Annotated in this window: 24 protein-coding genes; 18 read left to right on the top strand and 6 right to left on the bottom strand. The window is 66.4% G+C overall.

Features of this window, described 5'->3' with window-relative positions:
• The first annotated feature begins 335 nt into the window (after window positions 1-335).
• Window positions 336-578: a hypothetical protein gene (locus QX126_RS14660; RefSeq protein ID WP_315738505.1), complete on the top strand. Its 243-nt coding sequence runs from the start codon at window positions 336-338 to the stop codon at window positions 576-578.
• A 307-nt stretch (window positions 579-885) separates the two neighbouring features.
• The gene (locus tag QX126_RS14655; protein ID WP_315781849.1) at window positions 886-1,674 is read left to right on the top strand and encodes a creatininase family protein; all 789 of its coding nucleotides are present in this window, start codon (window positions 886-888) and stop codon (window positions 1,672-1,674) included.
• Window positions 1,675-1,789: 115 nt separating this feature from the next.
• Here QX126_RS14655 and QX126_RS14650 read toward each other — a convergent pair whose 3' ends face one another.
• Complete coding sequence (locus QX126_RS14650; RefSeq protein WP_315781847.1) at window positions 1,790-2,728, bottom strand: LysR family transcriptional regulator; 939 nt, start codon at window positions 2,726-2,728, stop codon at window positions 1,790-1,792.
• A gap of 153 nt (window positions 2,729-2,881) precedes the next feature.
• Here QX126_RS14650 and QX126_RS14645 point away from each other — a divergent pair, with 153 nt between their 5' ends.
• The 7 genes from QX126_RS14645 to QX126_RS14615 are packed head-to-tail and all read left to right on the top strand — an operon-like array spanning window position 2,882 to window position 9,392.
• Window positions 2,882-3,856 carry an N-carbamoyl-D-amino-acid hydrolase gene (locus tag QX126_RS14645; protein WP_315781845.1) on the top strand — a complete coding sequence of 325 codons (975 nt, stop codon included), beginning with the start codon at window positions 2,882-2,884 and terminating at the stop codon, window positions 3,854-3,856.
• A gap of 26 nt (window positions 3,857-3,882) precedes the next feature.
• The gene (locus QX126_RS14640) at window positions 3,883-4,704 is read left to right on the top strand and encodes an ABC transporter substrate-binding protein (protein ID WP_315781843.1); all 822 of its coding nucleotides are present in this window, start codon (window positions 3,883-3,885) and stop codon (window positions 4,702-4,704) included.
• Entirely contained in the window at window positions 4,701-5,555 is an 855-nt protein-coding gene (locus tag QX126_RS14635) for an amino acid ABC transporter permease (RefSeq protein ID WP_315781841.1), read from the top strand. Before QX126_RS14640 ends, QX126_RS14635 begins: the two co-directional genes overlap by 4 nt.
• A complete protein-coding gene (locus QX126_RS14630) occupies window positions 5,552-6,319 on the top strand; it encodes an amino acid ABC transporter ATP-binding protein (protein ID WP_315755500.1) in 768 nt (255 codons plus the stop codon). Before QX126_RS14635 ends, QX126_RS14630 begins: the two co-directional genes overlap by 4 nt.
• A 4-nt stretch (window positions 6,320-6,323) precedes the next feature.
• Window positions 6,324-7,142: an ABC transporter substrate-binding protein gene (locus QX126_RS14625; protein ID WP_315781839.1), complete on the top strand. Its 819-nt coding sequence runs from the start codon at window positions 6,324-6,326 to the stop codon at window positions 7,140-7,142.
• A complete protein-coding gene (locus QX126_RS14620; protein WP_315781837.1) occupies window positions 7,129-8,022 on the top strand; it encodes a polysaccharide deacetylase in 894 nt (297 codons plus the stop codon). Before QX126_RS14625 ends, QX126_RS14620 begins: the two co-directional genes overlap by 14 nt.
• Window positions 8,019-9,392 carry an amidohydrolase family protein gene (locus QX126_RS14615; protein WP_315781835.1) on the top strand — a complete coding sequence of 458 codons (1,374 nt, stop codon included), beginning with the start codon at window positions 8,019-8,021 and terminating at the stop codon, window positions 9,390-9,392. The genes QX126_RS14620 and QX126_RS14615 overlap by 4 nt, the downstream gene beginning before the upstream one ends.
• Window positions 9,393-9,398: 6 nt before the next feature.
• Here QX126_RS14615 and upp read toward each other — a convergent pair whose 3' ends face one another.
• The 3 genes from upp to QX126_RS14600 all read right to left on the bottom strand — a co-directional run bounded on the left by upp (window position 9,399) and on the right by QX126_RS14600 (window position 12,724).
• Window positions 9,399-10,028 carry a uracil phosphoribosyltransferase gene (gene upp / locus QX126_RS14610; RefSeq protein ID WP_315738496.1) on the bottom strand — a complete coding sequence of 210 codons (630 nt, stop codon included), beginning with the start codon at window positions 10,026-10,028 and terminating at the stop codon, window positions 9,399-9,401.
• Between the two features lie 194 nt (window positions 10,029-10,222).
• Window positions 10,223-11,452, bottom strand: coding sequence for a URC4/urg3 family protein (locus QX126_RS14605; RefSeq protein WP_315781832.1), 1,230 nt, complete (start codon window positions 11,450-11,452; stop codon window positions 10,223-10,225).
• 15 nt (window positions 11,453-11,467) lie between these two features.
• The gene (locus QX126_RS14600) at window positions 11,468-12,724 is read right to left on the bottom strand and encodes a GTP cyclohydrolase II (protein ID WP_315738494.1); all 1,257 of its coding nucleotides are present in this window, start codon (window positions 12,722-12,724) and stop codon (window positions 11,468-11,470) included.
• A 249-nt stretch (window positions 12,725-12,973) separates the two neighbouring features.
• Here QX126_RS14600 and QX126_RS14595 point away from each other — a divergent pair, with 249 nt between their 5' ends.
• Both QX126_RS14595 and QX126_RS14590 read left to right on the top strand, forming a co-directional pair.
• Window positions 12,974-14,203 carry an amidohydrolase family protein gene (locus QX126_RS14595; protein ID WP_315781831.1) on the top strand — a complete coding sequence of 410 codons (1,230 nt, stop codon included), beginning with the start codon at window positions 12,974-12,976 and terminating at the stop codon, window positions 14,201-14,203.
• Between the two features lie 27 nt (window positions 14,204-14,230).
• A complete protein-coding gene (locus QX126_RS14590) occupies window positions 14,231-15,157 on the top strand; it encodes an N-carbamoyl-D-amino-acid hydrolase (protein ID WP_315781830.1) in 927 nt (308 codons plus the stop codon).
• 250 nt (window positions 15,158-15,407) lie between these two features.
• Here QX126_RS14590 and QX126_RS14585 read toward each other — a convergent pair whose 3' ends face one another.
• A complete protein-coding gene (locus QX126_RS14585) occupies window positions 15,408-16,067 on the bottom strand; it encodes an aspartate/glutamate racemase family protein (protein ID WP_315772054.1) in 660 nt (219 codons plus the stop codon).
• Window positions 16,068-16,195: 128 nt separating this feature from the next.
• Between QX126_RS14585 and hydA the strand changes: the two genes are divergently transcribed.
• The 3 genes from hydA (at window position 16,196) to QX126_RS14570 (ending at window position 19,598) form a co-directional block, all read left to right on the top strand.
• Window positions 16,196-17,665, top strand: a complete 1,470-nt coding sequence (hydA, locus tag QX126_RS14580) for a dihydropyrimidinase (protein WP_315781828.1) — start codon at window positions 16,196-16,198, stop codon at window positions 17,663-17,665.
• A gap of 198 nt (window positions 17,666-17,863) precedes the next feature.
• On the top strand, window positions 17,864-18,835 hold the full coding sequence (locus QX126_RS14575; RefSeq protein WP_315776046.1) for an NAD(P)-dependent oxidoreductase: 972 nt from the start codon (window positions 17,864-17,866) through the stop codon (window positions 18,833-18,835).
• Window position 18,836: 1 nt separating this feature from the next.
• Window positions 18,837-19,598: an SDR family oxidoreductase gene (locus QX126_RS14570; RefSeq protein WP_315781826.1), complete on the top strand. Its 762-nt coding sequence runs from the start codon at window positions 18,837-18,839 to the stop codon at window positions 19,596-19,598.
• Between the two features lies 1 nt (window position 19,599).
• On the opposite strand, the gene QX126_RS14565 is transcribed toward QX126_RS14570, so the two are convergent.
• Window positions 19,600-20,496 carry a LysR family transcriptional regulator gene (locus QX126_RS14565; RefSeq protein WP_315781825.1) on the bottom strand — a complete coding sequence of 299 codons (897 nt, stop codon included), beginning with the start codon at window positions 20,494-20,496 and terminating at the stop codon, window positions 19,600-19,602.
• 210 nt (window positions 20,497-20,706) lie between these two features.
• Between QX126_RS14565 and QX126_RS14560 the strand changes: the two genes are divergently transcribed.
• The 4 genes from QX126_RS14560 (at window position 20,707) to QX126_RS14545 (ending at window position 25,768) form a co-directional block, all read left to right on the top strand.
• Window positions 20,707-22,122, top strand: coding sequence for an NAD(P)/FAD-dependent oxidoreductase (locus QX126_RS14560; RefSeq protein ID WP_315781823.1), 1,416 nt, complete (start codon window positions 20,707-20,709; stop codon window positions 22,120-22,122).
• 113 nt (window positions 22,123-22,235) lie between these two features.
• A complete protein-coding gene (locus QX126_RS14555) occupies window positions 22,236-23,855 on the top strand; it encodes an ABC transporter substrate-binding protein (RefSeq protein WP_315738485.1) in 1,620 nt (539 codons plus the stop codon).
• Window positions 23,856-23,873: 18 nt separating this feature from the next.
• Entirely contained in the window at window positions 23,874-24,905 is a 1,032-nt protein-coding gene (locus QX126_RS14550; RefSeq protein WP_315781821.1) for an ABC transporter permease, read from the top strand.
• 2 nt (window positions 24,906-24,907) lie between these two features.
• Entirely contained in the window at window positions 24,908-25,768 is an 861-nt protein-coding gene (locus tag QX126_RS14545; protein WP_315738483.1) for an ABC transporter permease, read from the top strand.
• Window positions 25,769-25,799 lie beyond the last annotated feature (31 nt).

The raw sequence follows: 25,799 nt of genomic DNA, 5'->3' as shown, positions 1-25,799 counted from the left end.
TCACGCTGGAATCGGGCTCCTGCCTTGGAGGCGGCGCGAGGTGAGCGCTGCGGGCACTGAGAGACGTGCGACCACAGCGCTCGTCGTTCGCGGTGGCGAGCATGACTCCGAGCGTCCGGAAAGCTCGCAAATCTGAAACTCGCGCGACTCGTTCGCAGTGAACATCCCGAGATCATCGCGGGCCGGCGCTGCTCCGTCAGGTTGAACCGTAATCGTCCTGCTTGTGAAGAACACGTCTTCGCTTGCTCGTCGCGACAGACTCACCTTACATCGGAGTCGTCCGAGGCGGAGAGATCGCGTCTCGACACCCCTTCAACTCACGAATCGACGTCGCAATGCTCAAGTCTGCCCAAGAGAAGTCTGTTCACAACAAGCCTGCTCAAGACAAATCCGGCAAAGACCTTCCGCTGACCGGCTATGCCGTCGTGGTCGATGGCCAGATCAAGACCGAGTTCAAGACAAAAGAGGGCGCGCACAACGGCGCGCATGATCTGAAGCGCCGGTTTCCGATGTTGCAGATCAGGGTGTACGACGCGGAGACGAAGCAGACCCACGACATCGAGTTGGCGCGGGCGTGAGTCGGCCTGCCGTGCGGGTCTTGGTGTCGTGAGGACGCAAGGCCGTTGCACCTTGTTGAGGTCATCGCAATCGTTGTCGATGTTTGAGTGTATGGAAGGCATGCTCCTGATCTAGCCGAGGGTGCGGTGCCCGCTACTGCGCCCTCGCCCCCTGTGGGAGAGGGCGCTGTATCGTGCAGCCGCGTCGTGGCTGGAGTGCACGGAGACGGCTGTCGCGGCCTGCGCGCAAGATGTGCCGAGATGCGCCGTTGCGGTGTCGGGTGGTATGAGCCAATCTTCCTCATCTCCGACCATGCGAGCAGCCATCATGACAGAAACCGCCTGGAACAGACTTTCCGCCGCAGCGCTTCGCGCGCTCGCGGCGCGCGACGCGATCGTGTTGTTGCCGGTGGCCTCGACCGAGCAGCACGGCCCGCATCTGCCGACGGGAGTTGACGACTTTCTGTGCAGCGAGGTCTGCCGTCGCACCGCGCTGGAGCTGGCTCCAGACTATCCCATCGTGGTCGCGCCGACCGTCTGGTGCGGGCTTGCCGACCATCACGTTCCGTTCGGCGGCACCTTCACCCTCGGTCTCGCCACCTACCACGCCGTGCTTAGGGACCTGTGTCGCTCGATCCTGAATGCCGGCTTCCGCCGCATCGTGATCGTCAACGGCCATGGCGGCAACATTCAGGCGCTGGCCACTCTCACCGGCGAATTGACGCGCGAGCTCAATGCGCCGATCGCGACGACGACCTATTTCATGGAAGGGCGGGAGATGATGGCCGAGGTCCTCGAGGATCAGGAGGGCGTGATGCATGCCTGCGAAGCCGAGACCTCGATGATGATGGTGGTTCATCCCAGCCTCGTCGATGCGGCGAGGCTCGACGCGGCCTTTGGGCCGAGCTTCGACATCATGGGCTCGCTGATGCCGTCGCTGAAAATGTTCAGATCGTTCGCCGACATCACGGCCTCCGGCGTCGCGGGCGATGCGCGCAAGGCATCTGCTGCAAAGGGCGAGAAGCTGCTCGCCGGCTGCGCGGCGGCGCTGGCGGCGCGACTGCGGGCGGGCGAGCCATGGTCTACTGCAACAATTCCGCCGCCAGCCGCAAGATGACAGCGACGCAGAGCATCATCCCGGGAAGCCCGCCGCAGGCAGGCGTTTCGGATGATGGGCCGCAAACGATACGTCCACCGGTCTAATCATGGACGCACCGTGCCGATCGGCAAGCTCAGCCGCGTTCCGCGGAAGCGGCGAGACTCGGAGCCCCGATCGCGTCGACGCAACCGGCGAGACTCCGGCTCGCGTTGCGCACCTCGTTTCGAAACGTCTTCGCCAGATTCGACAGCGGCCTTGCCTCGGACCACAGCACATAGGCCGACACCGTGGTGCAGGGCGTGAACGGCCGTACCACGAGATCATGCCCGCCCTGACGCGGCGAGAACGGATCGACCACGGCGACACCGACGCCGGTCGAAGCCAGCACGCAGGCCGTGTTGCAGTAGCGCACTTCGACGGTCGGCTGGAAGTCCGCATCGGCTTGCCGGAAGCTCTCGCGCACGGCTTCGCCGAGGCGGGTGCCGCGTTCGAGGCCGATCAGCGGGAACCCGGCGAGATCCCGCGCTGAGATCACGTCGCATTCGGCAAGCGGATGCCGGGCCGGCATCACGCAGACCATCTCGCCGGTGTGCACGACCTCATGGGCGATCCCGGGATGGTCGGACAGTCCGAGCGCGAAACCGAGCTCGGCGACATTGCCGAGCACGCCCTCGATGATGCCCTCATAGCGCCTGACGTCGAAGAACATCCGCGTCTGCGGCCGGCGCCGCAGGAAGCCCGACAAGGTCGGCGGGATGATGCTGTAGGCGAGCGGCGGCGTGGCGACGATCGACAGATGACCCGTCTTCTGCTCGCGCAGGTCACGCACGCGGTTTTCCAGCCGGGCGTGCAAGGTGAAGATCGCCTCGCTCTCCTCATAGAGCGTCATTGCCTCCGGCGTCGGAAACAATCGGTTATTGACGCGCTCGAACAGGGTGAAGCCGGCCTGGGCCTCCATCGCCTTGAGCGCGTTGCTGATCGCGGGCTGCGACAGCGCCAGCTCTTCGGCGGCGGCGACGGTGGTGTGATGGCGAATGACGGCCCGCAGGATCTCCAGCTGGCGCAGGTTCATGGCATGGTCGTCCTATAAGCCCCGGTGATGGTCTCGGCCAAAATATCATAGCGCGCGGCCGTGTGGGCAGATTGCAAATCCCGCGCCGCTTTCGCCAAATGATCCCTTCTTCCAGTGCGCGCATCCAGGCGGCGTTCCGCCTGATCGTTCGGCATGGCGCACAGATCGGAGGCACCATTGAGCCGAATCTTCCGCGCCGCCGCCGCCCAGATGGGACCGACCCAGCGCGCCGACAGCCGGACGCACACGCTGTCCCGCATGATTGCGCTGCTGGATCAGGCCGCCAGCCAGGGCGCGAAGCTGGTGGTTTTCCCCGAGCTCGCCTTCACGACGTTCTTTCCGCGATGGATCCTCGAAGACGAGGCGCTCGACGACCATTTCGAGCGGTCGATGCCAAACCCGGCCGTCGCTGCGCTGTTCGACCGGGCGCGAGAGGTTCGTGTCGGCTTCTATGTCGGTTATGCCGAGCTGACGCCGGACGGACGCCGATTCAACAGCTCCATCCTGGTCGATCCCGACGGCGAGATCATCAGCAAATATCGCAAGGTGCATCTGCCGGGCTCGGTCGAGCCGCGGCCGGGCGCCAGGTATCAGCAGTTGGAGAAGCGCTATTTCGGCTACGGCGATCTCGGCTTTCCAGCGGTGCGCGCCGGCAGCGAATGGGGCGGCGCGATCATGGGGATGATGATCTGCAACGACCGGCGCTGGCCGGAATCGTGGCGCGTGCTCGGGCTGCAGGGCGTGGAGCTGGTCTGCGTCGGCTACAATTCCGCGGCCTACGATCCCAATGGCGGCACCACCGAGGATGCCTCGCTGCGCACCTTCCATTCCACGCTGGTGGCGCAGGCCAACGCCTACATGAACGCGACCTGGGCGATCGCGGTCGCCAAGGCGGGCGACGAGGACGGCAGCGGGCTGATCGGCGGCTCCTGCATCGTCGATCCCAATGGCTGCATCGTGGCGAAGGCGACGACGCTCGCCGATGAGGTCATCGTCGCCGACATCGACCTCGATCTGTGCCGCCAGGGCAAGGACAAGATGTTCAACTTCGCGGCGCATCGCCGGCCGGATCAGTACAAGGTCATCACCGAGCGCGCCGGCGTGGTCGAGCCGGTCGCGGTCGATTAGCCGTTCACATGGGGGAGTGTCGCAGGATGCGCCGTTCGTCGTTCGCAGGTTTCGTCATCCTCGCCTCGCTTGCTCCGGCGGGGGCCGCGGAGCTGCCAGCCGAGATCAAGCAGGCTGGCGTGCTCAAGCTCACGGTCAACTCGACCTACGCGCCGATGGAATATCACGACCCCGCCACCAACGAGCTGAAGGGGCTCGACATCGACCTGGCCAACGAGCTGGCGAAGCGGCTTGGCGTCAAGATCGTCTGGAGCGAGACGCCGTTCGCCGAGCTGATCTCATCGCTGCAGACCAGGCGAGCCGACTTCATCATCTCCGGCATCTCCGATCGCGCCTCGCGCCGCGAGACCGCCGACTTCGTCGACTATCTGGTCACAGGCCCGCAATTCTTCGTGCTGGCGGAAAGCGATGCCAAGGTCGCGACCGATCTGTGCGGCAGGAAGATCGGCACCACGCGCTCGACCAGCTTCCCGCAGGAGATCGAGAAATGGAGCAAGGCGGTCTGCGAGGCCGCCGGCAAGCCGGCCGCGCAATATGTGCCGGGGGAGAACTCGATCGATGTCCGCAACCAGCTGAAGCAGGGCCGCATCGAGGCCGCCGTGCAGGGCAGCGAAACCTTGCCCTATGCGCAGTCGCAGGAGGCCGGCAAGTATCGCATCGTCGGTGAGCCCATCGCCTTCGGCTGCCAGGGCATCATGTTCCGCAAGGATGATGCGGGGCTTCGCGAAGTCGTGACCGAGCAGATCAAGGCGATGATCGCCGACGGCAGCTACAAGGTCATTCTCGACAAATGGGGTCTCGGCGCCAATGCGGTGCGCGAGCCGATGCTCAACGCGGCGCGGCAATGAGCCGCGCCGACGTGCTGGCCGATGGCTTTCCCGACCTGTCGGCGCACAGGATTGCGCGCAAGGCGCATTGGGGCCGCTGGCTTACGGTTGCCGTCATCGTCGTGATCCTGCTGGCGATCGGCCGCGCCTTCGCCAGAGGCCAGATCGAATGGTCTTACGTCGAACGCTTCCTGACCGCCCCGGTGATCCTGCGCGGCATCGTCAACACCATGGTCATGGCGGTCGCGGCGATGGCGCTCGGCATCGCGCTCGGCGTAGTCGTCGCGATCATGCGGCTGTCGCCCAATCCGGTGCTGCGGTCGGTCGCCGCCGGCTACACCTGGCTGTTCCGCGGCACGCCGCTGATCCTGCAACTGCTGCTGTGGTTCAACCTCGCGCTGGTGTTTCCGACTATCGGCATTCCCGGTCTGTGGAGCGCGCGTGCCGTCGACGTGATGACGCCGTTCCTGGCCGCGCTGCTCGGGCTCGGCATCAACCAGGGCGCCTACACCTCGGAGGTGATGCGGGCCGGGCTGCTGTCAGTCGACATCGGCCAATACGAGGCGGCGCAGGCGATCGGCATGGGACGGCTGCAGGCGCTGCGCCGGATCATCCTGCCGCAGGCGATGCGGGTGGTGATCCCGCCGCTCGGCAACGAGTTCATCGGCCTGGTCAAGGCGACCTCGCTCGCCAGCGTGATCCAGTATCCGGAGGTGCTGCACTCGGCCGAGAATATCTACTACGCCAATTCGCGCGTCATCGAGCTTCTGATCGTCGCCGGCCTCTGGTATCTGCTCGTGGTCTCGATCCTGACGCCGCTGCAGATGCTGCTCGAACGCCGTTTTGCCCGCGGCATCGCGCGGGGACGCTGATGACGCCGCTCGTCGCCATCCGTCAGGTCAGCAAGCGCTTCGGCGAATTCCAGGCGCTCAAACAAGTCTCGCTCGATGTGTTCGAGGGCGAGGTGGTCTGCATGATCGGGCAATCCGGCTCCGGCAAGACCACCTTGCTCCGTTGCGTCAACCAGCTGACCACGGCCGACAGCGGCGGCATCTGGCTCGACGGCGCGCTGCTCGGCTTCCGCGAGCAGGATGGCCGGCTGCATCGGCTGTCGGAGCGCGAGATCGCGCGGCAGCGCCTCGCCTGCGGCATGGTGTTCCAGCGCTTCAATTTGTTTCCGCACATGACGGCGCTGGAGAACGTCATCGAGGGGCCGGTGCAGGTGCAGAAGCGTGGACCGGCCGAAGCGAAGGACGAGGCCATGGCGCTGCTGCGGCGGGTGGGCCTCGCCGACAAGGCGGGCTCCTATCCATCGCAATTGTCGGGCGGCCAGCAGCAGCGCGTCGCCATTGCGCGCGCGCTCGCCATGAAGCCGCGGCTGGTGCTGTTTGATGAGCCGACCTCGGCGCTCGATCCCGAGCTGGTCGGCGAGGTGCTCAGCGTGATGAAGGAACTCGCGACATCGGGCATGACCATGCTGGTGGTGACGCATGAGCTCGGCTTCGCGCGGGAGGTCGCCGACCGGGTGGTCTACATGGATCAGGGTGTAATCGTGGAGAGCGGCCCGGCCCGTGAGGTGCTGCGCGCGCCGCGCGAGGCGAGAACAAAAGCATTTCTGGCAGCTGAAGTGGGGTGAGGTGATGGATTTGAAGTCGATCATGTTGGCTGGGTTCATGAGCACGGCCGTGGCGGGCGTGGCTCTCGCCGCCGAGCTGCCGGCCGAGATCAAGCAGAACGGCCTGCGCATCGCAGTGGTGCCGAACTATCCGCCGATGGAGTTCAAGGATCCGGCCACCGCGACCTTGACCGGTTTCGACGTCGAGCTCGGCGAGGCCTTGGCCAAGAAGCTCGGCGTCAAGGCGGTGTGGCAGGAGACCAGCTTCGACCAGTTGATGCCGGGCCTCGCCACGCAACGCTTCGACATCATCCTGACCGGCATGACCGACTACAAGAGCCGGCAGGACACCGCGACCTTCCTCGACTATCTGCGCAGTGGTCCGCGCTTCTTCGTCCAGGCGTCGCGCGCGGCCGAGCTCAAGGAGCCGGCCGCGCTGTGCGGCAAGAAGGTCGGCGCCTCCAGGCGCACGATGTTCCCCAAGGACATCGCCGCCTGGAGCGAGAAGAACTGCGGCGCGAGCCCGATTCAGTTCGTCGGCACGGAAGGCTCGGCCGATGCGCGGACGCAGCTCAAGCAGGGCCGCATTGACGCCGCCGTGCAGGGCAACGAGACCTTGCCCTACATCATGGATCTCGAGCCGAACACCTATGTGCCGGTCGGCGCGCCGATCGCCTACCAATATACGGGGCTGGCGACGCCGGTGAAGGCGGACGAGCTGCGCGAGGCCTTGCGCGACGCGCTGGAGGGCCTGATCGCCGACGGCAGCTACAAGGCGCTGCTGGCCAAGTGGAAGCTCAGCGACAATGGAATCGAGAAGGTGCTGATCAATGCTGGACAGTAAGGCGCTCGCAGGCATTCCGCTCATTCCCGCCAACACCGCGCCGCCGGCGCCGGACTATCCATGGCCTGCGCCGTATCGCGCGGCCATGTTCCTGTCGTTCGACATCGACGCCGAGAGCGCCTGGACCTCGAAGGATCCGGCGCATGCCGCGCGTCTGGTGACGATGAGCTTCGGTGGCTTCGAGGCGCGCGTCGGCACGCCGAAGCTGCTCGAGCTGCTCGCCGAGCTCGATCTCAAGGCGACGTTCTTCATCACGGGCTGGTCGGTCGACGCGCACCCGGCGATGGCCGAAGCCGTGCTGAAGGCCGGCCACGAGATCGGCCATCACGGCTATCACCATCTGTTGCCCGATCCCGGTGATCCCTTCATCATCGAGGAAATCGAGCGCGGCTTCGAGGCGATCCAGCGCCGGCTCGGCGTCCGTCCGATCGGCTACCGCGCGCCGTTCGGCGAGTTCTGCGAGGAGCTGCTGACAGCGCTGGTGCGGCAGGGCATCATCTACACCTCGTCGTTCCGCGACGACGTCAGGCCTTATCGACACCGTCTCGCCGACGGCAAGCCCGGCACGATCGAGATCCCGGTGACCGCGAGCTATGACGACTGGATGCACGGCCTGTCGGCGCGGTTCTCGCCGCGCTCGATCTTTCCGAAAGAGCATGTGCTGTCGATGTGGAAGGACGAGCTGGACGAAGTCCGCGACTGGGGCGCGATGGTGACGACCGTGCTGCATCCGCAGGTCTCGGGGCGGCCGATGCGTTTCCGCCTGTTGCGCGAGTTCCTGACCTACGCGAAGTCGTGCCAGGACGTCTGGATCACCACCGGCGCCGAGATCGCCGCCAACTATCAGCGCCACGAAGCGGCCGAAGCGAAGGGCGCATGAGCACGACCGCGATCTTCGGCAGCTACGTGCTGGCGCGCAAGGACGGCGCGCAGGACGTGCTGCGCGACCGTTGGGTGCTGATCGAGGGCAAGCAGATCGCGGCCGTGACGGTCGATAAGCCTGCGGCGGACGAGGTGTTCGACCGGCCCGGCCGCTTCGTGCTGCCGGGCCTGTTGAATCTGCACAACCACATCTTCAGCGAGGCGATCGCACGCACGCTCACCGAGGACGGCAACGGTCGGCGCAACAACAAGAGCATCGTCTACACGGTGCTGCTGCCGCTGTCCAAGCGCGGGGCCGAGATCCTCTCGGTGGAGGAACGGCTGGCGATCGGCCGCATGGGGGTGCTGCAGCTCCTGAAGGGCGGCGCCACCACGGTCATGGAGCCGTTCCGCAACACGATCCCGGAGCTGTTCGATGCGGCTCTCGAGATGGGCATGCGCTTCTATGGCGCGCCCTATCTGTTCTCGACATCAGATGCCAAGGCGGATGCCTCCGGCGTCGTGACTTACGCGGGCAATGACGGCGAAGCCGACATGGCGATCTGGAATGCGCTGTATCGGCGCTGGCACGGCCAGGGCGACGGCCGTATTCGTCTCGCGATGAGCCCGCACGCGACCGATACTTGCGGACCGGATTTGTTGCGCGCGGCTGTGAGCCGGGCGCGCGAGCTCGACATTCCCATCACGACGCACATGGCGCAGAGCGCAGGCGAGGTCGCGACCATCGCGCAACGCTATGGCGGCCGCACCCCGGCCGAATATCTCGATTGGCTCGGCCTGCTTGGTCCCGATCTGCTGGCCGCGCATTGCCACGCCTCGACCGATGCGGACCTTGCGCTGATGGCGGCGCGTGGTGCCGGCGTGCTGAACTGCCCGCGCGTGTTCGCACGCGCCGGCGTCACCGCCGCCTTCGGCCGCTTCGCCGCGCATGGCGTACGCACGGCGGTCGGCACCGACGGCTACAACATGGACCTGCTCGGCGAGCTCAACGCGGCATCGATGATCTCGAAGATCGCGCTGGGAAGCGCCGAGACCGCGAGCGCGCCGGAACTGATCGACGCGGTCACGGCGACCGCCGCCGCGATGATCAAGCGGCCTGATCTGGGCGCAATAGCACAGGGTGCGACCGCCGATCTCACCGTCGTCGACATGACCCATCCGCATCTCCAGCCGCTGCACGATCCCCGCCGCGGCCTGATCGCCCTCGCCAACCGCGCCAACATCGGCCAGGTGATGGTCGACGGCCGGCTGCTGATCCACGACGGTCGCTATCTCCACGGCAACGAGGCGGCCATCATGGCCGCAGGTACTGCTGCGATCGAGAGGATCTGGGCGCTGCCGGAGGCGCAGGCCGCGTTCGCCGGCTGACCGCTGCTACCTCGTGCCGTAGGCGCGGTCGCCGGCATCGCCCAGACCCGGCACGATGAAGGCGTCGTCGTCGAGGCCCTCGTCGATCGCGGCGGTCCACAGCGCAACATCAGGATGCAGGCCGCGCACGCGCTCGACGCCTTCTGGGGCGGCGATCATGCAGACCATGCGGATGTCCTTGGCGCCGCGCTCCTTGAGCCGGTCGACCGCGGCGACCGCGCTGTTGCCGGTCGCGAGCACCGGTGTGACGACGACGGCGAGACGCTCCTGCAGGTCGGATGGCGCCTTGAAGAAGTACTCGACGGCGGTGAAGGTCTGCGGCTCGCGGTAGAGGCCGATATGGGCAACGCGCGCGGTCGGCACCAGGTCGAGCATGCCGTCGACGAAGGTGACGCCGGCGCGCAACACCGGTACGAACACCAGCTTCTTGCCGGCGATCTTGGCCGACTGCATCCGCGCCAGCGGCGTCTCGATCTCGACCTCCGTGAGCGGCAGGTCGCGCGTGACCTCGTAGCACAGGAGCATGCCGATCTCCTTGAGCAGCTCGCGAAACGACTTGGTCGAGATCGACTTGTCGCGGATCAAGGTCAGCTTGTGCTGCACCAGGGGATGATCGACGACCGTGACGCCTTCCATGGCTTTCATCTCCGAAGCGTAGGGTGGGCAAAGGCGCGAAGCGCCGTGCCCACCTGATATTAGCTCAGCTTGGAATGGTGGGCACGCTGCGCTTTGCCCACCCTACAGGCACTTCATCAGTTTCGTCATTGCGAGGAGCGGAGCGACGAGGCAATCCAGACTTCCTTCCTGGCCCTGGATTGCTTCCACCCCCCTTAGAACACCGTGCCGTCGCTGATGATGGTCAGCGGCGGCGAGCCGTCCGGGCGGCGAGCGAAGGCGAGCTTGCGGCCGGCGCCCCAGCTGCCGCCTTCGAGGATTCGCGCCAGCGGCAGCTGCTCCGCGGTCTGGCCGGTGCGCTGACGGATCAGCAAGGCCAGACGGTCGAGCAGGGCGACGGTCAGCGCGCGCCATTCCACCACCAGCGGCGAGTCGACTGCATGGGCGCGCGCCGCATCGGCGGGATCGCGCAGCACCAGCACGCCGCCATCGACGAACAGGCCGCCATTGCGGTATTCGGCAAGGCCAGTGAGGCCGTCGATGTTCTCGACCACCAGGCCCGCGCGCTGCAACGGTTCGATCAGCGAATAGCTCAGCCATTGCGACAGCTTGTGCAGCGGGACGAGGTTGCTGATGCCATCGTCAGTCGGCAGTGACGGATGACGCCAGCAGTCCCCGAGGCTGGTGCCGTTCAGCAGGATGCGCGAGGGCCAGATCCGGCCGAACTGACGCAACACCGATTGCAGGATCGCGTCCGCCTGAATGCGGCCGTCCTCAGCACGCGCAGCGAGGTCATCGAACAAGCCGCCAGGTCTTGGCGTATCACGATTTGGGAAGATGCTCCGATCGGAATGGGGATTGACGACGGCGCCCAGCCTTCGCAGCAATTCGACCCGGCCTTCGAGTCCGACCAGTGGATTGTCGGCACCGACCTGAAAGCCGCGTTCGAGATCCGCGACCGTGAGCTGCTTGAGCTTCGCCGCATCGGCCCGCAGCGGATCGTTCGCGTCGGCCGAAAACGCACCGCTCACGAACATGTCGAGGCTGGCCAGCGCCAGCCCCTCTGAGCGGCCGATGCGCGTGCCAGTCACGGCGTCATGATAGCGCCACGCCGCGCCGGCGCCCGCGTCGAGCAGCACGCTGGTGATGGCGAGATCGAACTCGGCGCGCGCCCGTGAGGCCGCATCATTCCACTGAATCTTGTCTGCGACAGCGGCCCAGCGATCGACGCCGCCGACCACGAAATGCCGCCAGCGCGAGTGGAACGGCACCTCGCCATCGGGATAGGCCTTGCTGGTGACGTCCAGCACGAGGTCGGCGATCGCATCGAGCTTGCCGATCTCGACCCGAAAATGCGGCAGCTTGTCGGCGAGACCGAGCACAAGCATCTGATGCGCCCGCTCGCGCACTGCGCGGGCTGAGAGGAGATAGGCGACGTCGTCCATGATCGGCTGCTGCGCTCAGTATTTCTCGAGCGGGCGGCCGACGGTGTCGCCGAGCGCCTCGGGCTTCTGCGGCTCCAGCGAGAAATAGCCGGCCGCCTTCTTGGCCGCGATCTCGACATGGGCATCCGCCGGAATCAGCTCGTCCGGGATCGGCACGCGCTCGACGATGTCGACGCCTTGGCCCACCAGTGCGTCATGCTTCATGTCGCTCATCGAGATGAAGCGGTCGATGCGTTTGATGCCGAGCCAGTGGATGACGTCAGGCATCAACTGCTGGAAGCGCGCATCCTGCACGCCGGCGACGCACTCGGTGCGCTCGAAATAGGCGGCGGCGGCGTCGCCGTCCTCCTGGCGCTTGCGCGCATTGTAGACCAGGAACTTCGTCACCTCGCCGAGCGCGCGGCCCTCCTTGCGGTTGTAGACGATGATGCCGAGGCCGCCGTTCTGCCCGGCCGCGACACATTCCTCGATGCCGTGGATCAGATAGGGGCGGCAGGTGCAGATGTCGGAGCCGAACACGTCGGAGCCGTTGCACTCGTCATGCACGCGACATGTGATCTTCGTCCGGCTGTCATTGAGCTTGTCGACGTCGCCGAACAGATAGACCGTGGTGCCGCCGATCGGCGGCAGGAACACCTGCAGGTCGGGCCGGGTCACCAGTTCCGGATACATGCCGCCGGTCTGCTCGAACAGGCCGCGGCGCAGATTGGTCTCGCTGGTGCCGAAGCGCGCGGCCACGCCGGGCAGGTACCACACCGGGTCGATCGCGATCTTCACCACGGACACGCTGCCATTGGCATGCACGACGTCGCCATCATGAACGAGGCGCTTGGCCGCGAGCGCCGCATGCAGCTCCGGCAGCTCGATGCGCGCCTTGGTCACGGCGATCGTCGGCCGGATATCGATTCCTTCCGCGATCTCGCCGCCGAAATTCTCGGCGACCAGATGGCCCCAGGGATCGAGCGCGACGATCTTCGCCGGATCGCGCCACTGCGCGAACGGGCCGATGGTGGCGGCGGGATGGGTGTTGGTGAGATCCGGACGGCGGATCGGATCGAGCGCACCAGATGATACCGCGAGCGCGCGGTAGACCGTGTAGGAGCCGCCATGGCTGCCGATCACGTTGCGGTCCTGCGGACGCGACACCGTGCCGATGATCGGGCCGCGCTCGCGCGCGCTCTCGGCGCCCCAGTGGAGCGGGAAATTGTGCTTGGCGCCTGGCACGGGGTGCGAGGTCAGGCGAATGTGATCCGTACGGTTGGAGCGAGTCATCGGACAGCTACCCCCAAAACGGCAACGGCCCGCCTTGACGACGGGCCTGAGCAGAACGAGTTCACGTTTTCCATGCATCAATATAGCAGTTTTTCCCCGGCAAACAAGTGGTTCCCGGCGGCCGTCTATTTGTAAACGAATGGTGTCGACCGCTGGCCGCGCGTTGCGGCGGACGGGCCTTGGCATGGTGCTTGCCTTTTCGCGGCCGGGCCGCCAGCTTGGCGCGCGTATGGAATCCCTGGCGGCAGCATGGACCTGATCATTCGCAACGCGGTGCTGGCGCAGCAGGGCGAACTGCGCCGCGCCGATATCGGAATTTCCGATGGTGTCATCGCTGCGATCGCGCCGTCGCTGCCAGCCGACGGCGCGGAGCGCGACGCGGAGAATTGCCTCGTCGTTCCCGGCTTCATCGAGACGCACATCCATCTCGACAAGACTTGCATCCTCGACCGCTGCACCATCCGCGACGGGACAGTCGCCGAGGCGGTGCGCGAGACCGCGGCCGCGAAGCGCAACTTCACCGCTGATGATGTCTACGCGCGAGCGAAGCAGACGGTGGAGCGCTGCGTCAGCCATGGCACGATGCGCATGCGCACCCATGTCGAGCTCGATCCCGGCATCGGCTTCATCGGTTTCGAGGCGATCCGGCGGCTCGCAAAGGACTATGCCTGGGCGCTCGATCTCGAGATCTGCGTATTTCCGCAGGAAGGTCTCACCAATTATCCCGGCACCGAGGAGCTGCTGATCGAAGGCCTGCGCCGCGGCGCGCGAACCATCGGCGCCGCCCCGTATTTCGACACCGACCCGCCGGCGCAGATCGACCGCATCTTCGCGATCGCGCGCGAGCACGACGTCGACATCGACATGCATCTCGATCTCGCCGAGACGCTCGATCACATGCAGATCGAATATGTCTGCCGCAAGACCGAGGAATATGGCTGGGGCGGCCGCGTCGCCGTCGGTCACGTCACGCAGCTGTCGCTGCTGCCGCAGCAGCGCTTCAAAGCCATCGCTGCGCAATTGGCCAATGCCGGGGTCGCCGTCACCGTGCTGCCCTCGACCGACCTGCATCTGATGGGTCGCCGGCAGGATCATGCTATCCCACGCGGCGTGGTCCCCCTGGAGCCGCTACGCGCTGCGGGCGTGACCTGCTCGCTCTCGACCAACAACGTGCTCAACCCGTTCACGCCCTATGGCGACGGCTCGCTGATCCGCATGGCCAATCTCTATGCCAATGTCTGCCACGTCTCACGCCCTGACCATCTCGCCGCCTGCCTGGACATGGTGACCCATGATGCGGCCCGGCTGATGCGTCTCGACGACTATGGCATCAGGGTCGGCGCGCCTGCCGATCTGGTCTGCATCGATGCGTCGACGCCGACCGAGACGGTGGCGACCCTGGCGCAGCCGCTATGGGGCCTCAAGCGCGGCCGGCCATCGTTCTCGCGGACGCGGCCGTTGCTGCATCGGCCGGGGTGACGCTAGAGTTAGAATAGGAGACCAACCATGCGCGTGATCAACGTTGCCGCCGCCCAGATGGGGCCGATTCAGCGCGCCGACAGCCGCGAGGCGGTGGTGGCGCGCATGATCGCACTGCTGGACGAGGCCAAGCGCCGGGGGGCCGATCTCATCGTCTATCCAGAGCTGGCGCTGACGACGTTCTTTCCGCGCTGGTACATGGAGAATCAGGTGGAGGTCGATAGCTGGTTCGAGCTAATGATGCCGAATGCCGCCGTGCAGCCGCTGTTCGATCGCGCTGCGCAGCATGGTATGGCGATGTATCTCGGCTATGCCGAGCTGACGCCGGATGGGCACCACTACAACACCGCCATCCTCACGGATCGCAGCAGCACCATCGTCGGCAAGTACCGCAAGGTGCATCTGCCCGGCCACGAGGAGTTCGAACCGGAGCGCAGCCACCAGCATCTGGAGAAGCGCTATTTCGAGCCGGGTGATCTCGGCTTTCCGGTGTGGCGCGATCTCGGCGGCATCATCGGCATGGCGATCTGCAACGACCGCCGCTGGCCGGAGACCTATCGCGTGATGGGGCTGCAGGACGTCGAGCTGGTGCTGATCGGCTACAACACGCCGTCGGTGAACTCATTGAAGAGCGCCGAGGGCCTGCAGCAGCGCCTGTTTCACAATCGCCTCTCGGCGCAGGCCGGCGCCTATCAGAACTCGTGCTGGGTGGTGGCGGTCGCCAAGGCCGGCGTCGAGGACGGCCATCACCTGATCGGTGGCAGCCTGATCGTCAATCCCGACGGCGAGATCGTCGCGGAAGCCGTGACGGAAGGGGACGAGGTGCTGGTCGTGCCGTGCGATCTCGATGCGACGCGGTTCGGCAAGCAGACGATCTTCGACTTCGCAAGGCATCGGCGGATCGAGCATTACGGGCTGATCACCAGCCGCACGGGCGCGGTGCCGCCGGAGTGAACAACGAGTTTTTTAGCTGCCGGAGCTAAGCAGATCGCAGTTATTGTGCTCGACTCCAGCGACGACAATGGTGTCGTCCCGGCGAACGCCGGGACCCATACCGCGGAAGCTATCGAGGAACGTGACTGTTAGTTGCCTGCCTCACCGCAGCCGGTGGTTATGGGTCTCGGCTCAAGGCCGGGACGACAGCCGTGTGTGAGGCGACCGGTCGGGCAGATCAGCGAATGCAGAGCGCAAGGCTCAGCGCCACTCACCCGGCAAACGCCACCGCGCCGAGCGCCATCGTCACCGCAGCCTGGGTCGGATCGATCACCGGAATCCCCAGCGCCTCCTCTAAGCTCTTCCGGTGCCGCGCCATGCCGGCGCAACCCATCACGATGGCGCCGGCGCCGTCCTCCTCCTTCAGCGCGCGGCCGACCGCGATCATCTTCGCCAAGGTGCCTTCGCCTGACGCCGTCTCCGCCACGGTCATGTCCAACGGCCGTTCCGCGGCCAACCGATCCATCAAGCCCATCTGGCGGAGATAGCGGATGTGGCGGCGGATCGAGCGCTGCGCGATGGCGAGAACGCCGAACGTGTCGGCGCGGGTCAGCGCGGTGAGCACGCCGCATTCGGCGATGCCGAGCACCGGCCGTGCCGTGGCCTCGCGGCAGACATGCAGGCCAGGGTCGCTGTAGCAGGCGATCACGAACGCGCTGGACGCGTTGTCGCCCTCGACGAGACGCCGCAGCGGCAGGGTGACGCTGTCGGCGTCCTTCTGGCTCTCGATGCCGTATGGACCTTCCTTCAAGGTCTCGCAGACGATCTCCGGCCCGTCGGCGAACATCAGCGGCTTGAGCGCCGCCGCCAAGCCGTCGGTGACCACCTGGTTGGAGTTCGGATTGATCACGGTGATGCGCGGGCGGGACATGGGAGCTACCTGCTTCTTCAGTGTTGACGGCGCGTGACAGGCAACCACTATGCCATGGCTGACGCAATGGGGCCGATGCGGTCGTCTCGCGTCCACGGCGTTCCATCTGGCAGAACTAGGAGATCGCGATGACCGAGCCGGCCTATGACCTGATCATCCGGGGAGGGCGCGTCGCCACCACCACCGACACGTTCGAGGCCGACGTCGCGATATCAGGCGAAACCATCGCGGCGATCGGCCGCGGGCTCGGCCCGGCCAAGCGCGAGATCGATGCGCGCGGCAAGTATGTGCTGCCCGGCGGCGTCGACAGCCATTGCCATATCGAGCAGCTCTCGGCGGCAGGGATCGTCAATGCCGACACGTTCGAGAGCGCCACCACGTCGGCCGCCTTCGGTGGCACCACGTCCGTGATCTCCTTCGCGGCCCAGCATGTCGGCATGCAGTTGCCGCAGGTGGTCGAGGACTATCACGCGCTGGCGCGCAAGGGGGCCGTGATCGACTACGCGTTCCACATGATCGTCGCCGATCCGACCAGGGAGACGCTGGAGCGCGATCTGCCGGCGCTGATCCGCCAGGGCTACGGCTCGATCAAGATCTTCATGACGTACGACCGGCTCAAGATCGACGACGAGCCGCTGCTCGACATTCTCGTCGCCGCGCGCGAAGGCGGCGCCATGCTGTGCGCGCACGCCGAGAACCATGGCATCATCTCCTGGATGGTGAAGCGGCTGCTGTCGCGCGGCTACACCGCGCCGAAATATCACGCCATCAGCCACGCCCGCTTCTCCGAGGCCGAAGCGTTCAACCGGCTGATCGGCATGGCCGCCCTCGTCGATCAGCCGATCATGATCTTCCACGTCTCGACCGCGGAAGGCGCCAAGGTGATCCGGGATGCGCGCGGGCAGGGGCTGAAGGTGTTTGCTGAGACGTGCCCGCAATATCTGTTCATGACGGCCGATGATCTCGACAAGCCCGGCATCGAGGGTGCGAAGTGGATGTGCAGTCCGCCGCCGCGCCGCGCGCCCGATCAGGAGGCGCTGTGGCAGGCGCTGTCGCTCGGCGACCTGCAGACGATCTCTTCCGATCACGCGCCGTATCGGTTCGACGAAACCGGCAAGCTGCGCGCCGGCCCCAACCCCAACTTCAAGCAGATCGCCAACGGCCTGCCGGGCCTGGAGCTGCGGCTGCCGCTCTTGTTCGACGCGATGGTGTCTAAGGGGCGGCTGGGCCTCAACAAGTTCGTCGAGCTGACAGCGACGGCGCCGGCCAAGATCTACAATCTGCATCCGAGAAAGGGCGCGATCGCGATCGGCGCCGATGCCGACATCGCGCTGTGGGATCCGGACAAGCACGTCACGATCAGCGATGCTGCCATGCACGACCTCGCCGGCTACACGCCATTTGCCGGGCGCAGCGTGCAGGGTTGGCCGGTGACCGTGCTGTCGCGCGGCCGCGTCATCGTTGACGGCGGCAGACTGTCGGCCCAGCCCGGCTCCGGCCAGTTCCTCGCCCGCAGCGGTGGCGAGGCTGCGAAGCCGACGGGGCGCCTGGTCGCGGATATGGACCCGGAGCAGAATTTTGGGGCGAAGCTGCTCTAGGCGCGAAGAGCTGTTGGAGTAGCTGATCATGTCGACGCGGTCGCTCCGCTGTCCGCCGTCCTGCCCGGGCTCGACCCGGGCATCCACGTGCTTCCCAGGATGCTGCCGGACGTGGATGGCCGGGACGGCGCTAGGCCATGACGTGGGGAGAGAGCTGAATGCCCTTCGTCGATCGCTGTCCACGCGAGGACCTCTTTGATGCATGTCCTGATCTTCGGCGGCGCCGGCTTCGTCGGGCTCAACATTGCGCAAGGCCTGCTGGAGCGCGGCCATGCTGCGACGATCTTTGACGCAGCAGGTTTGCCGGCGGCAGCGCAGCGCGCCCTCGCGCCGTATCGCGAGCGTCTGCACCTGGTGCAGGGCGACGTCACCGATGCGAGCGCCGTCGCGGCCGCCGTCGCCAGCGGCTGCGATGCCGTCGTGCTCGGCGCCGCGATCACTGCCGGGCCCGAGCGCGATGCGGCTGACCCGGAGCGCATCCTCGCGGTCAATCTGCTTGCGCAGGTGCCGATCCTGCAGGCGGCGCGCGGCAGCGGCATCCGCCGCGTCATCAACCTGTCCTCGGCGGCGTCCTATGGCGCCAGCGGTCGGCGCTTTGCCGTGCTGGAGGAGACCACGCCGTGCGAGCCGGTGTCGCTCTATGCGATCACCAAGTTCGCCTTCGAGCGCGTCGCCGCGCGGCTGTCGGATCTGTGGCAAACCGACGTGATCAGCGTGCGCCTGTCGGCAGTCTTCGGCCCTTTCGAGCGCGCCGGCGGCGTGCGCGACACGCCATCGCCGCAGGCGCTGATCGCGGCCTGTTGCGCGCGCAATGCGCCGGCGCTGCTGAACGAGCCGGGCGACAAGGACTGGGTCTATGCGGTCGACGTCGCCGACGCCGTCTGCCGGTTGCTGGAAGCCGAGAGGCCGCAGCACAGGCTCTACAACATCTCCAGCACAGCCATGTTTACCGCCGAGGCCTGGGGCCGCGCCTTCGCGCAAGGCCGCTCCGGTTTCGTCTGCCGGCTCGCGGAGCAGGGCGAGGCGCCGACGGTGCCGGTGTTTGCTCCGAACCGCGGCCGGCTGTCGACGACGCGACTGGCCGAGGAGTTCGGCTGGCGCGCGCGCTTCGACTGCGCGGCATCGGCGGAGCATTTCGGCCGCTGGTTCGATCAGCACGGGAGAGATTGAGATGAGGCTTGCAGGCAAGGTCGCGATCGTCACCGGCGGCGGCTCCGGCATTGGGCGCGCCAGCGCCGTGATGTTCGCGCGCGAGGGGGCGCATCTCGCCCTGGTCGATCGCGACGCTGCGGGCGCGGATGAGACGCTGGCGCTTGTGCGGAGCGCGGGCGGGGATGGCAGCGTCCATGTCGGCGATGTCGGTGACGCCGACTTCGCCAAGGCGACCATCGAGGGCGTGGCCGGGGCACGGTGCCGGCTCGACGTGCTGATGACCGCGGCCGGCTTCTCCTGTGGCGGCACCGTCGTCACCACCGATCCCGCCGACTGGGACGCGGTGTTCCGCGCCAATGTCGGCGGCACCTGGCTGTGGGCCAAGATCGCGGTGCCGATCATGCAGAAGCAGAAGGCCGGATCGATCATCACCGTGGCGTCGCAGCTTGCGGTCGCCGGCGGCAAAGGCAACAGCGCCTATATCGCCGCCAAGGGCGCGATCATCAGCCTGACCCGCACCATGGCGGTCGACTTCGCCGCCGATGGCATCCGCGTCAATGCGCTGGCGCCGGGCGCGATCGACACGCCGCTGCTGCGCCGGAGCTTTGCGCGCCACGCCGATCCCGAGCCGGTGCGCGAGGCCTCGCGCCAGCGCCACGCCATGAAGCGTTTTGGCGCGGCAGACGAGGTCGCGGCCGCCGCGCTGTTCCTCGCCAGCGACGAGGCGTCGTTCACGACCGGCATCGTGCTGCCGGTCGATGGCGGCTGGCTGGCGGCGTAGCTCAACGCCTCGCAGTGCCGGATTTCCGATCGCGCCCGCGCAAAATGTCCGCAAGCGCGGCCGCGTTGCGAGACAGTGGCTCGAAGCGTGGCGTCAGCAGATACGCGCGCATCGGAATCTTCGGTGCGAGTGGCCGTGCCGCGAGGTCGGGCCAGGCGCGGCCGCGCAGCACGAATTCGTCGACCACGGCAAGGCCCGCGCCGGCGCGGGCCATGGCGCAGGCGTCGGGCGTGTAGCGCACGATGGTGGTCGGCTCCGGGCCGCCGGCGAGGGCCGATGTGACGATGTGGCCATAAGGCGTCTGCGGGCCGAAGCCGACCAGCGGATAGGGCAGCATGTCCTTCGGCCTGACGCTGCGCAGCTTCGCCAGGGCATGATTGGCCGGCATGATTACGTGCAGCGCGCCCTCCGCGATCGTCTCGACCGCGACTGTCGGCTCGTCGACCGGCAGCACGGTGATGCCGAGATCGGCGCGGGCTGTGCCGACGCGGCTGACGATCTCCAGCAGGGTCAGCGACTCGAACTCGACGCGCAGATCGGGAAAGCGGTCGCGCAGCCGCGCCAGCGCCTCCGGCACCATGCTGTGTCCCGCGCTCGGGCTCGCCACCACGCGGATCGTCCCGGTGCCGCCCGCGCGCAACTCGTCGGCGAGATCGTTGATGCGCGCGACGCCGCGATGGACGTGCTCGACCTCGGCGAACAGCCGCCTGGCCTCCGGCGTCGGCTGCACCCGGCCGCTGATGCGCTCGAACAGCTTGAGCTTGAGGCCATCCTCGGTATGGGCCAGCAGCCGGCTGATCGCGGGCTGCGACACGGACAGCAGCCGCGCAGCGCCGCTGATCGAGCCTGTCATCATGATGGCGCGGAACACCTCGATCTGGCGCAGATTGAGCGGCATGCGACCTCTTGTCTCGCTGCGGATGGCTGTCGATTCTAGCTGCCGCTGCCGTCCCATAACAAGCTGTTATGGGCGGCGGACAAATCGGTATGGTCGGCTCCAGGCTCGCTTTGCTAAGCTTCGCTCGCCGGGTGACATGACTGATGGAGAGAGCGTGAGCGACAGCGAGCGTGTCGATCGCGATTGCGCGTGTTTCATCCGGTGGCCGGCATGAGCGCCGGTCTCGCCGCGCTGACGGCCCAGGTCCGCAGCGATCTTGCCAGGATCGCGCATCCCAGCATGCCATGGCTGACGCCTATCATCGGTCCCGATGGCCGACCTGCGCGCGATGTGTTGATCGTCGGCGGCGGCCAATCGGGTCTTGCCACCGCCTTCGCCCTGCTGCGCTCACGCGTCAGCAATATTCTCGTGCTCGACAAGGCCGAAGCTGGCCGCGAAGGACCGTGGCTCAGCTATGCGCGCATGCCGACCCTGCGCAGCCCGAAAGATTTCACCGGACCGGATCTCGACATACCCTGTCTGACCTATCAGGCGTGGCACGAGGCGAAGTTCGGCGGCGAGAGCTGGCGCAATCTTGACCTGATTCCGCGCGAATATTGGGCAGACTATCTCGCCTGGTATCGCGAGGTGCTCGACCTTCCCGTGCGCAACGGCTGCGAGGTCGTCGATATCGCGCCGGCCGCTGATGGACTGCTGCAGGCGACCGTGCGCAGCAAGGATGGTGAGGCGACGATCTACGCCCGCAAGATCGTGCTGGCGACCGGGCAGGAGGGGATGGGCGACTGGAGCATTCCGGAGCCGCTGCGCCATTTGCCCGCAACGCGCGGCGCCCATTCCGGCGCCGAGATCGATTTCGACAGCTTGCGCGGCCGCCGCGTCGCCGTGATCGGCGCCGGTGCCTCGGCGTTCGACAATGCGGCGGCTGCGCTCGAAGCCGGTGCGGCGCGCGTCGATCTGCTATGCCGCCGAGCGGAAATCCAGCTGATCCAGCCCTATCGCTGGCTGACGTTCCGCGGTTTCCTGCGGCATTTCTCCGAGCTCGACGACGTCTGGCGCTGGCGTTTCATGCGCGCGGTCCTCGAGTTGCGCGAGGGCTTTCCGCAGCACACCTATGATCGCTGCGCCCGTCATGCCGCGTTCCATCTACACGAGGGCGCGCCGATCGTGGCCGCGTGCGAGACGTCCGACGGAGTCGTGCTGCGGACACCGCAAGACGAAGTCACAGTCGATTTCGTAGTCAGCGCGACGGGCATCTCGATGGACTTCGCAAAGCGTCCGGAGCTGCAGCGCTTTGCCGCCAACATCGCACGCTGGTGCGATCGCTACGCGCCCGACGCCAGCGAGCGCAACGACCGGCTCGGCGCCTTTCCCTATCTCGCCGACGACTATGCGCTGTGCGAGCGTGTGGCTGGCCGGACGCCGTGGATCCGCGACGTCCATGTTTTCGCCATTGCCTCGACGATGAGCTTCGGCGCGTCGGGTTCTTCCATCAATGCAATGACCACAGCGGTGCCGAAGCTCGTGCATGGGCTGACGCGCGGGTTGTTCAAGGCCGACATCGACAAGCATTGGGCCAACTTCCAGGCCTACGATGTGAAGCAGGCCGAGGTGCGCCGTGGCACGTGATTTGCTGCTGCGCTCCCATCTGATGCGCTTCCATCTGCTGCGCTTGCGTCGCCGGTGACCGCTGGCAGGGTATTTCAGTCCCGGATTTTGAGACCAATGAGGGAACAAGGACGATGAGTTTCGAGATGTCCAAACGTTCGTTGTTCGCCGCGACCGCCTTGCTCGCGGTGATGCTGGCTGCGCCATCGGCGCATGCGCAGAGCCGCGCCGAGACTCTGCGCTATGTCACCGGTGCCACCGTCAACACGCTCGATCCGAACATTCCGGGCTCGACGCGCGAGGCCTTCGCGCTGTCGATGTCGAGCTACGACCGGCTGGTGTCGTTCGGTCGCAAGCAGCTCAATGGTAAGTGGGTGTTCGATCTCGACACGATCACCGGCGAGCTCGCTGAATCCTATCAGGTCAGCGCTGACGGTTTGAAGATCACCTTCAAGCTGCGCCCCGACGCCAAGTTCCAGGACGGCTCGCCGGTGACGGCCGAGGACGTCAAATGGTCGCTCGACCGCTGTGTCAGCGCGCCGATCCTCGGCAAGGCGCAACTGCTGACGGGCTCGCTGACGTCGGCCGATCAGTTCAAGGTCATTGATCCCCTGACGTTCGAAGTGACCTTGCCGAAGCCGGACAAGCTGGCGCTGCCGAATCTGGCCACCGTCTATCCGATCATCATCAACTCCAAGCTAGCCAAGGCGCATGTGACCGCTGAAGATCCGTGGGCGCTGAACTGGACCAAAGAGAACGCGGCCGGTAGCGGCGCCTACATCGTCGAGACCTTCAAGCCCGGCGAGCAAGTGATCGCCAAGCGCAACGAGGCCTGGAACCGCGGCACGCCGGACAAGCCGGCGGCGTTCAAGCGCCTGATCATCCAGTCGGTGCCGGAGCCGGCGACGCGCGCCAACCTCGTCGAGCGCGGTGATGCCGATCTGGTCATCGATCTGCAGGCGAGCGACGTGCAGTCGCTGGAAAGCAAGGGCAAGCTGAAGGTGATCTCGACGCCGCAATACAACGCGGTGACCTTCATCTCGATGAACAACACCATTCCGCCGTTCGACAACGTCAATGTGCGTCGCGCCATCGCCTCTGCGCTGCCCTATGACGACATGTTCAAGGCGGCCTTGTTCGGCCGCGGCGCGCCGCTCTACGGCGCGACCTGGGCCGACGGCAAGCCGCCGAGCGGCGGCTATCCGATCCCGCAGCCGATCAAGCTCGATCTGGAGAAGGCCAAGGCCTATCTGAAGGACGCCGGCATGGCGGACGGCTTCTCCACCACCTTCAGCTTCAATGTCGGCCAGGCGGCGACCGCCGAGCCGATGGCCGCTTTGGTCAAGGAATCGCTCGCCAAGATCGGCATCAAGGTGGACATCCAGAAGCTGCCGGATGCGCAGATGTCGACCGCGATCAACGAGAAGAAGCTGCCGTTCTTCACCGAGGGCATCGTCGCCTGGCTGCCCTCGACCGACTACTTCTATCGCAACTTCTACACCGGCAAGCAGCGCTGGAACTACTCCTCGACCGACAATGCCGAGCTGGAGAAGATCGCGCAGGAGGCGCGCTTCGAGGCCGACAAGGCGAAATATGAGGAGCAGGGGAAGGCGCTCAACGCCGTCCATTTCGACCAGATGTTCCAGATCCCGATCTGGCAGGCGGCGCAGGACGCGGTGATGCAGCCGACGGTGGATGGCTATGTCTACCAGTTCACGCGGCAGGTCGATTATCGTAACCTGAGCCGCAAGTAACGGGGACGGCTGATAACCATGGGCACGATCGGCGCAACCTTGGCTCGGGCGGGACGGCGCTTCGTCTCGTCGCTGCCGGCGCTGTTCGGCGTCCTGGTGTTCACCTTTCTCTTGATGCGCGTGCTGCCGGGGGACCCGGCCGTGTTCTTTGCCTCCGGTCCCAATGCCGGCCAGGAGGAGATCGAGGTGATCCGCCGGCAGCTCGGGCTCGACAAGCCGCTGCCGAGCCAGCTCGCGATCTATCTGTACGACGTCGGCCGCGGCAATCTCGGCCGTTCGATGATGACCGGGCAGGCCGTTGCCAAGGACCTCAAGGAGCGGCTGCCGGCCTCGCTGGAGCTGACGTTGACCGCGTTGCTGATCGCGCTGGTCTCGGCGGTGCCGCTTGGCGTGCTCGCAGCGCTCCGGCCAGGGTCGCTGGTCGATCACGGCGTGCGGCTGTTCTGCTCGCTCGGCGTCTGCGTTCCGACCTTCGTCTCCGGTCTGCTGCTGATCTACGTGTTCTATTATCTGCTCGGCTTCGCGCCGGACCCCACGGGCCGCATCGACATCTTCGCGACTCTGCCGCCGCAGCGGACCGGCTTCCTGATCATCGACTTCCTGCTCGCCGGCGATCTCGAGGGCTGGTGGGCGGCGGCGCGGCAATTGATGCTGCCGGCGCTGACCATGGCGCTGTTCGTGATCGCGCCGCTAGCGCGGATCACCCGCGCCTCGATGCTGGTGTCGCTCGGCAGCGACTTCGTGCGCACCGCGCGCTCGGTCGGGCTGTCGTGGTGGCGCATCGTCGTCACCTATGCGCTGCGCAACGCGATCCTTCCGGTGATCACCATCGCAGGCATCGTATTCTCGACCATGCTCGGCGCCAACGTGCTGGTGGAGAAGGTGTTCTCCTGGCCGGGTGTCGCCTCCTACGCGCTCGATGCGCTGCTGGTCTCCGACTACGCGCCGGTGCAGGGCTTCGTGCTGCTGATGGCGACGATCTTCGTGATCGTCAATCTCCTGGTCGATGTGCTCTATGGCATCGCCGATCCCAGGGCGACAGTGGCGTGAGCATGAGCACGATCGAGACCGCGTCGACCCTGCGCCATACCGCGTTCGTGCTACGCGGCAATCCGGTCACCGCCGTCGCGGCCGGCGGCGCGCTGCTGCTGGCACTGATCGCGATCTTTGCGCCGTGGCTCGCGCCTTACGATCCTGTCGCGTCCGAGGTCTCCGCCGCGCTGCAGCCGCCGAGCGCCGCGCACTGGTTCGGCACCGACCAGCTCGGCCGCGACGTGCTAAGCCGCCTGATCGTCGCGAGCCGGCTTGATCTCACCATCGCGGTGACGGCGGTCGCCGTGTCCTTCGCGCTCGGGTCGGTCGTCGGTGCGCTGTGCGGCTATGCCGGCGGCCGGCTCGACAAGGCGGTCGGCCGCTTCGTCGACGTCCTGATGGCGTTCCCGCTGTTCGTGCTGGCGATGGCGATGGTCGCCGCGCTCGGCAACCGCGTCGAGAACATCGTGATCGCGACCGCGATCATCAATCTGCCGTTCTACATCCGCTTCGCCCGCGCCGAAGTGAACATCCGCCGCAATCTCGGCTGGGTCGAGGCCGCGCGGGCCTGCGGCGAGAGCCACATCGCCGTGGTGCTGCGCTTCCTGCTGCCGAACGTGCTGCCGGCGATGGCGGTGCAGATCTCGCTCAATCTCGGCTGGGCCATTCTCAATGCCGCGGGCCTCTCCTTCATCGGCCTCGGCGTCAAGCCGCCGACGCCGGAATGGGGCATCATGGTCGCCGAGGGCGCACGCTTCATCTCCACGGGGCGCTGGTGGCTGGTGGCGTTTCCCGGACTTGCGCTGATGAGCGCGGTGCTGTGCTTCAATCTGCTCGGCGACGGCCTGCGCGACATCCTGGATCCCCGGATGCGCACGTGATGTCTCGTCAAAACCAAGCAGAGCCGGGCGC

It is taken from the genome of Bradyrhizobium sp. SZCCHNPS1003, from assembly GCF_032381555.1.
GTDB lineage: Bacteria > Pseudomonadota > Alphaproteobacteria > Rhizobiales > Xanthobacteraceae > Bradyrhizobium.
The sequence above is the reverse complement of the archived record's forward strand: the minus strand, read 5'-3'. Positions and strand labels throughout refer to the sequence as shown.

Excerpts from the sequence above, each read along its gene's own strand:
- QX126_RS14660 (WP_315738505.1), top strand. The coding sequence starts at position 336 with ATGCTCAAGTCTGCCCAAGAGAAGTCTGTTCACAACAAGCCTGCTCAA.
- QX126_RS14655 (WP_315781849.1), top strand. The coding sequence starts at position 886 with ATGACAGAAACCGCCTGGAACAGACTTTCCGCCGCAGCGCTTCGCGCG.
- QX126_RS14650 (WP_315781847.1), bottom strand. The coding sequence starts at position 2,728 with ATGAACCTGCGCCAGCTGGAGATCCTGCGGGCCGTCATTCGCCATCAC.
- QX126_RS14645 (WP_315781845.1), top strand. The coding sequence starts at position 2,882 with ATGGCGCACAGATCGGAGGCACCATTGAGCCGAATCTTCCGCGCCGCC.
- QX126_RS14640 (WP_315781843.1), top strand. The coding sequence starts at position 3,883 with ATGCGCCGTTCGTCGTTCGCAGGTTTCGTCATCCTCGCCTCGCTTGCT.
- QX126_RS14635 (WP_315781841.1), top strand. The coding sequence starts at position 4,701 with ATGAGCCGCGCCGACGTGCTGGCCGATGGCTTTCCCGACCTGTCGGCG.
- QX126_RS14625 (WP_315781839.1), top strand. The coding sequence starts at position 6,324 with ATGGATTTGAAGTCGATCATGTTGGCTGGGTTCATGAGCACGGCCGTG.
- QX126_RS14620 (WP_315781837.1), top strand. The coding sequence starts at position 7,129 with ATGCTGGACAGTAAGGCGCTCGCAGGCATTCCGCTCATTCCCGCCAAC.
- QX126_RS14615 (WP_315781835.1), top strand. The coding sequence starts at position 8,019 with ATGAGCACGACCGCGATCTTCGGCAGCTACGTGCTGGCGCGCAAGGAC.
- upp (WP_315738496.1), bottom strand. The coding sequence starts at position 10,028 with ATGGAAGGCGTCACGGTCGTCGATCATCCCCTGGTGCAGCACAAGCTG.
- QX126_RS14605 (WP_315781832.1), bottom strand. The coding sequence starts at position 11,452 with ATGGACGACGTCGCCTATCTCCTCTCAGCCCGCGCAGTGCGCGAGCGG.
- QX126_RS14600 (WP_315738494.1), bottom strand. The coding sequence starts at position 12,724 with ATGACTCGCTCCAACCGTACGGATCACATTCGCCTGACCTCGCACCCC.
- QX126_RS14595 (WP_315781831.1), top strand. The coding sequence starts at position 12,974 with ATGGACCTGATCATTCGCAACGCGGTGCTGGCGCAGCAGGGCGAACTG.
- QX126_RS14590 (WP_315781830.1), top strand. The coding sequence starts at position 14,231 with ATGCGCGTGATCAACGTTGCCGCCGCCCAGATGGGGCCGATTCAGCGC.
- QX126_RS14585 (WP_315772054.1), bottom strand. The coding sequence starts at position 16,067 with ATGTCCCGCCCGCGCATCACCGTGATCAATCCGAACTCCAACCAGGTG.
- hydA (WP_315781828.1), top strand. The coding sequence starts at position 16,196 with ATGACCGAGCCGGCCTATGACCTGATCATCCGGGGAGGGCGCGTCGCC.
- QX126_RS14575 (WP_315776046.1), top strand. The coding sequence starts at position 17,864 with ATGCATGTCCTGATCTTCGGCGGCGCCGGCTTCGTCGGGCTCAACATT.
- QX126_RS14570 (WP_315781826.1), top strand. The coding sequence starts at position 18,837 with ATGAGGCTTGCAGGCAAGGTCGCGATCGTCACCGGCGGCGGCTCCGGC.
- QX126_RS14565 (WP_315781825.1), bottom strand. The coding sequence starts at position 20,496 with ATGCCGCTCAATCTGCGCCAGATCGAGGTGTTCCGCGCCATCATGATG.
- QX126_RS14560 (WP_315781823.1), top strand. The coding sequence starts at position 20,707 with ATGAGCGCCGGTCTCGCCGCGCTGACGGCCCAGGTCCGCAGCGATCTT.
- QX126_RS14555 (WP_315738485.1), top strand. The coding sequence starts at position 22,236 with ATGAGTTTCGAGATGTCCAAACGTTCGTTGTTCGCCGCGACCGCCTTG.
- QX126_RS14550 (WP_315781821.1), top strand. The coding sequence starts at position 23,874 with ATGGGCACGATCGGCGCAACCTTGGCTCGGGCGGGACGGCGCTTCGTC.
- QX126_RS14545 (WP_315738483.1), top strand. The coding sequence starts at position 24,908 with ATGAGCACGATCGAGACCGCGTCGACCCTGCGCCATACCGCGTTCGTG.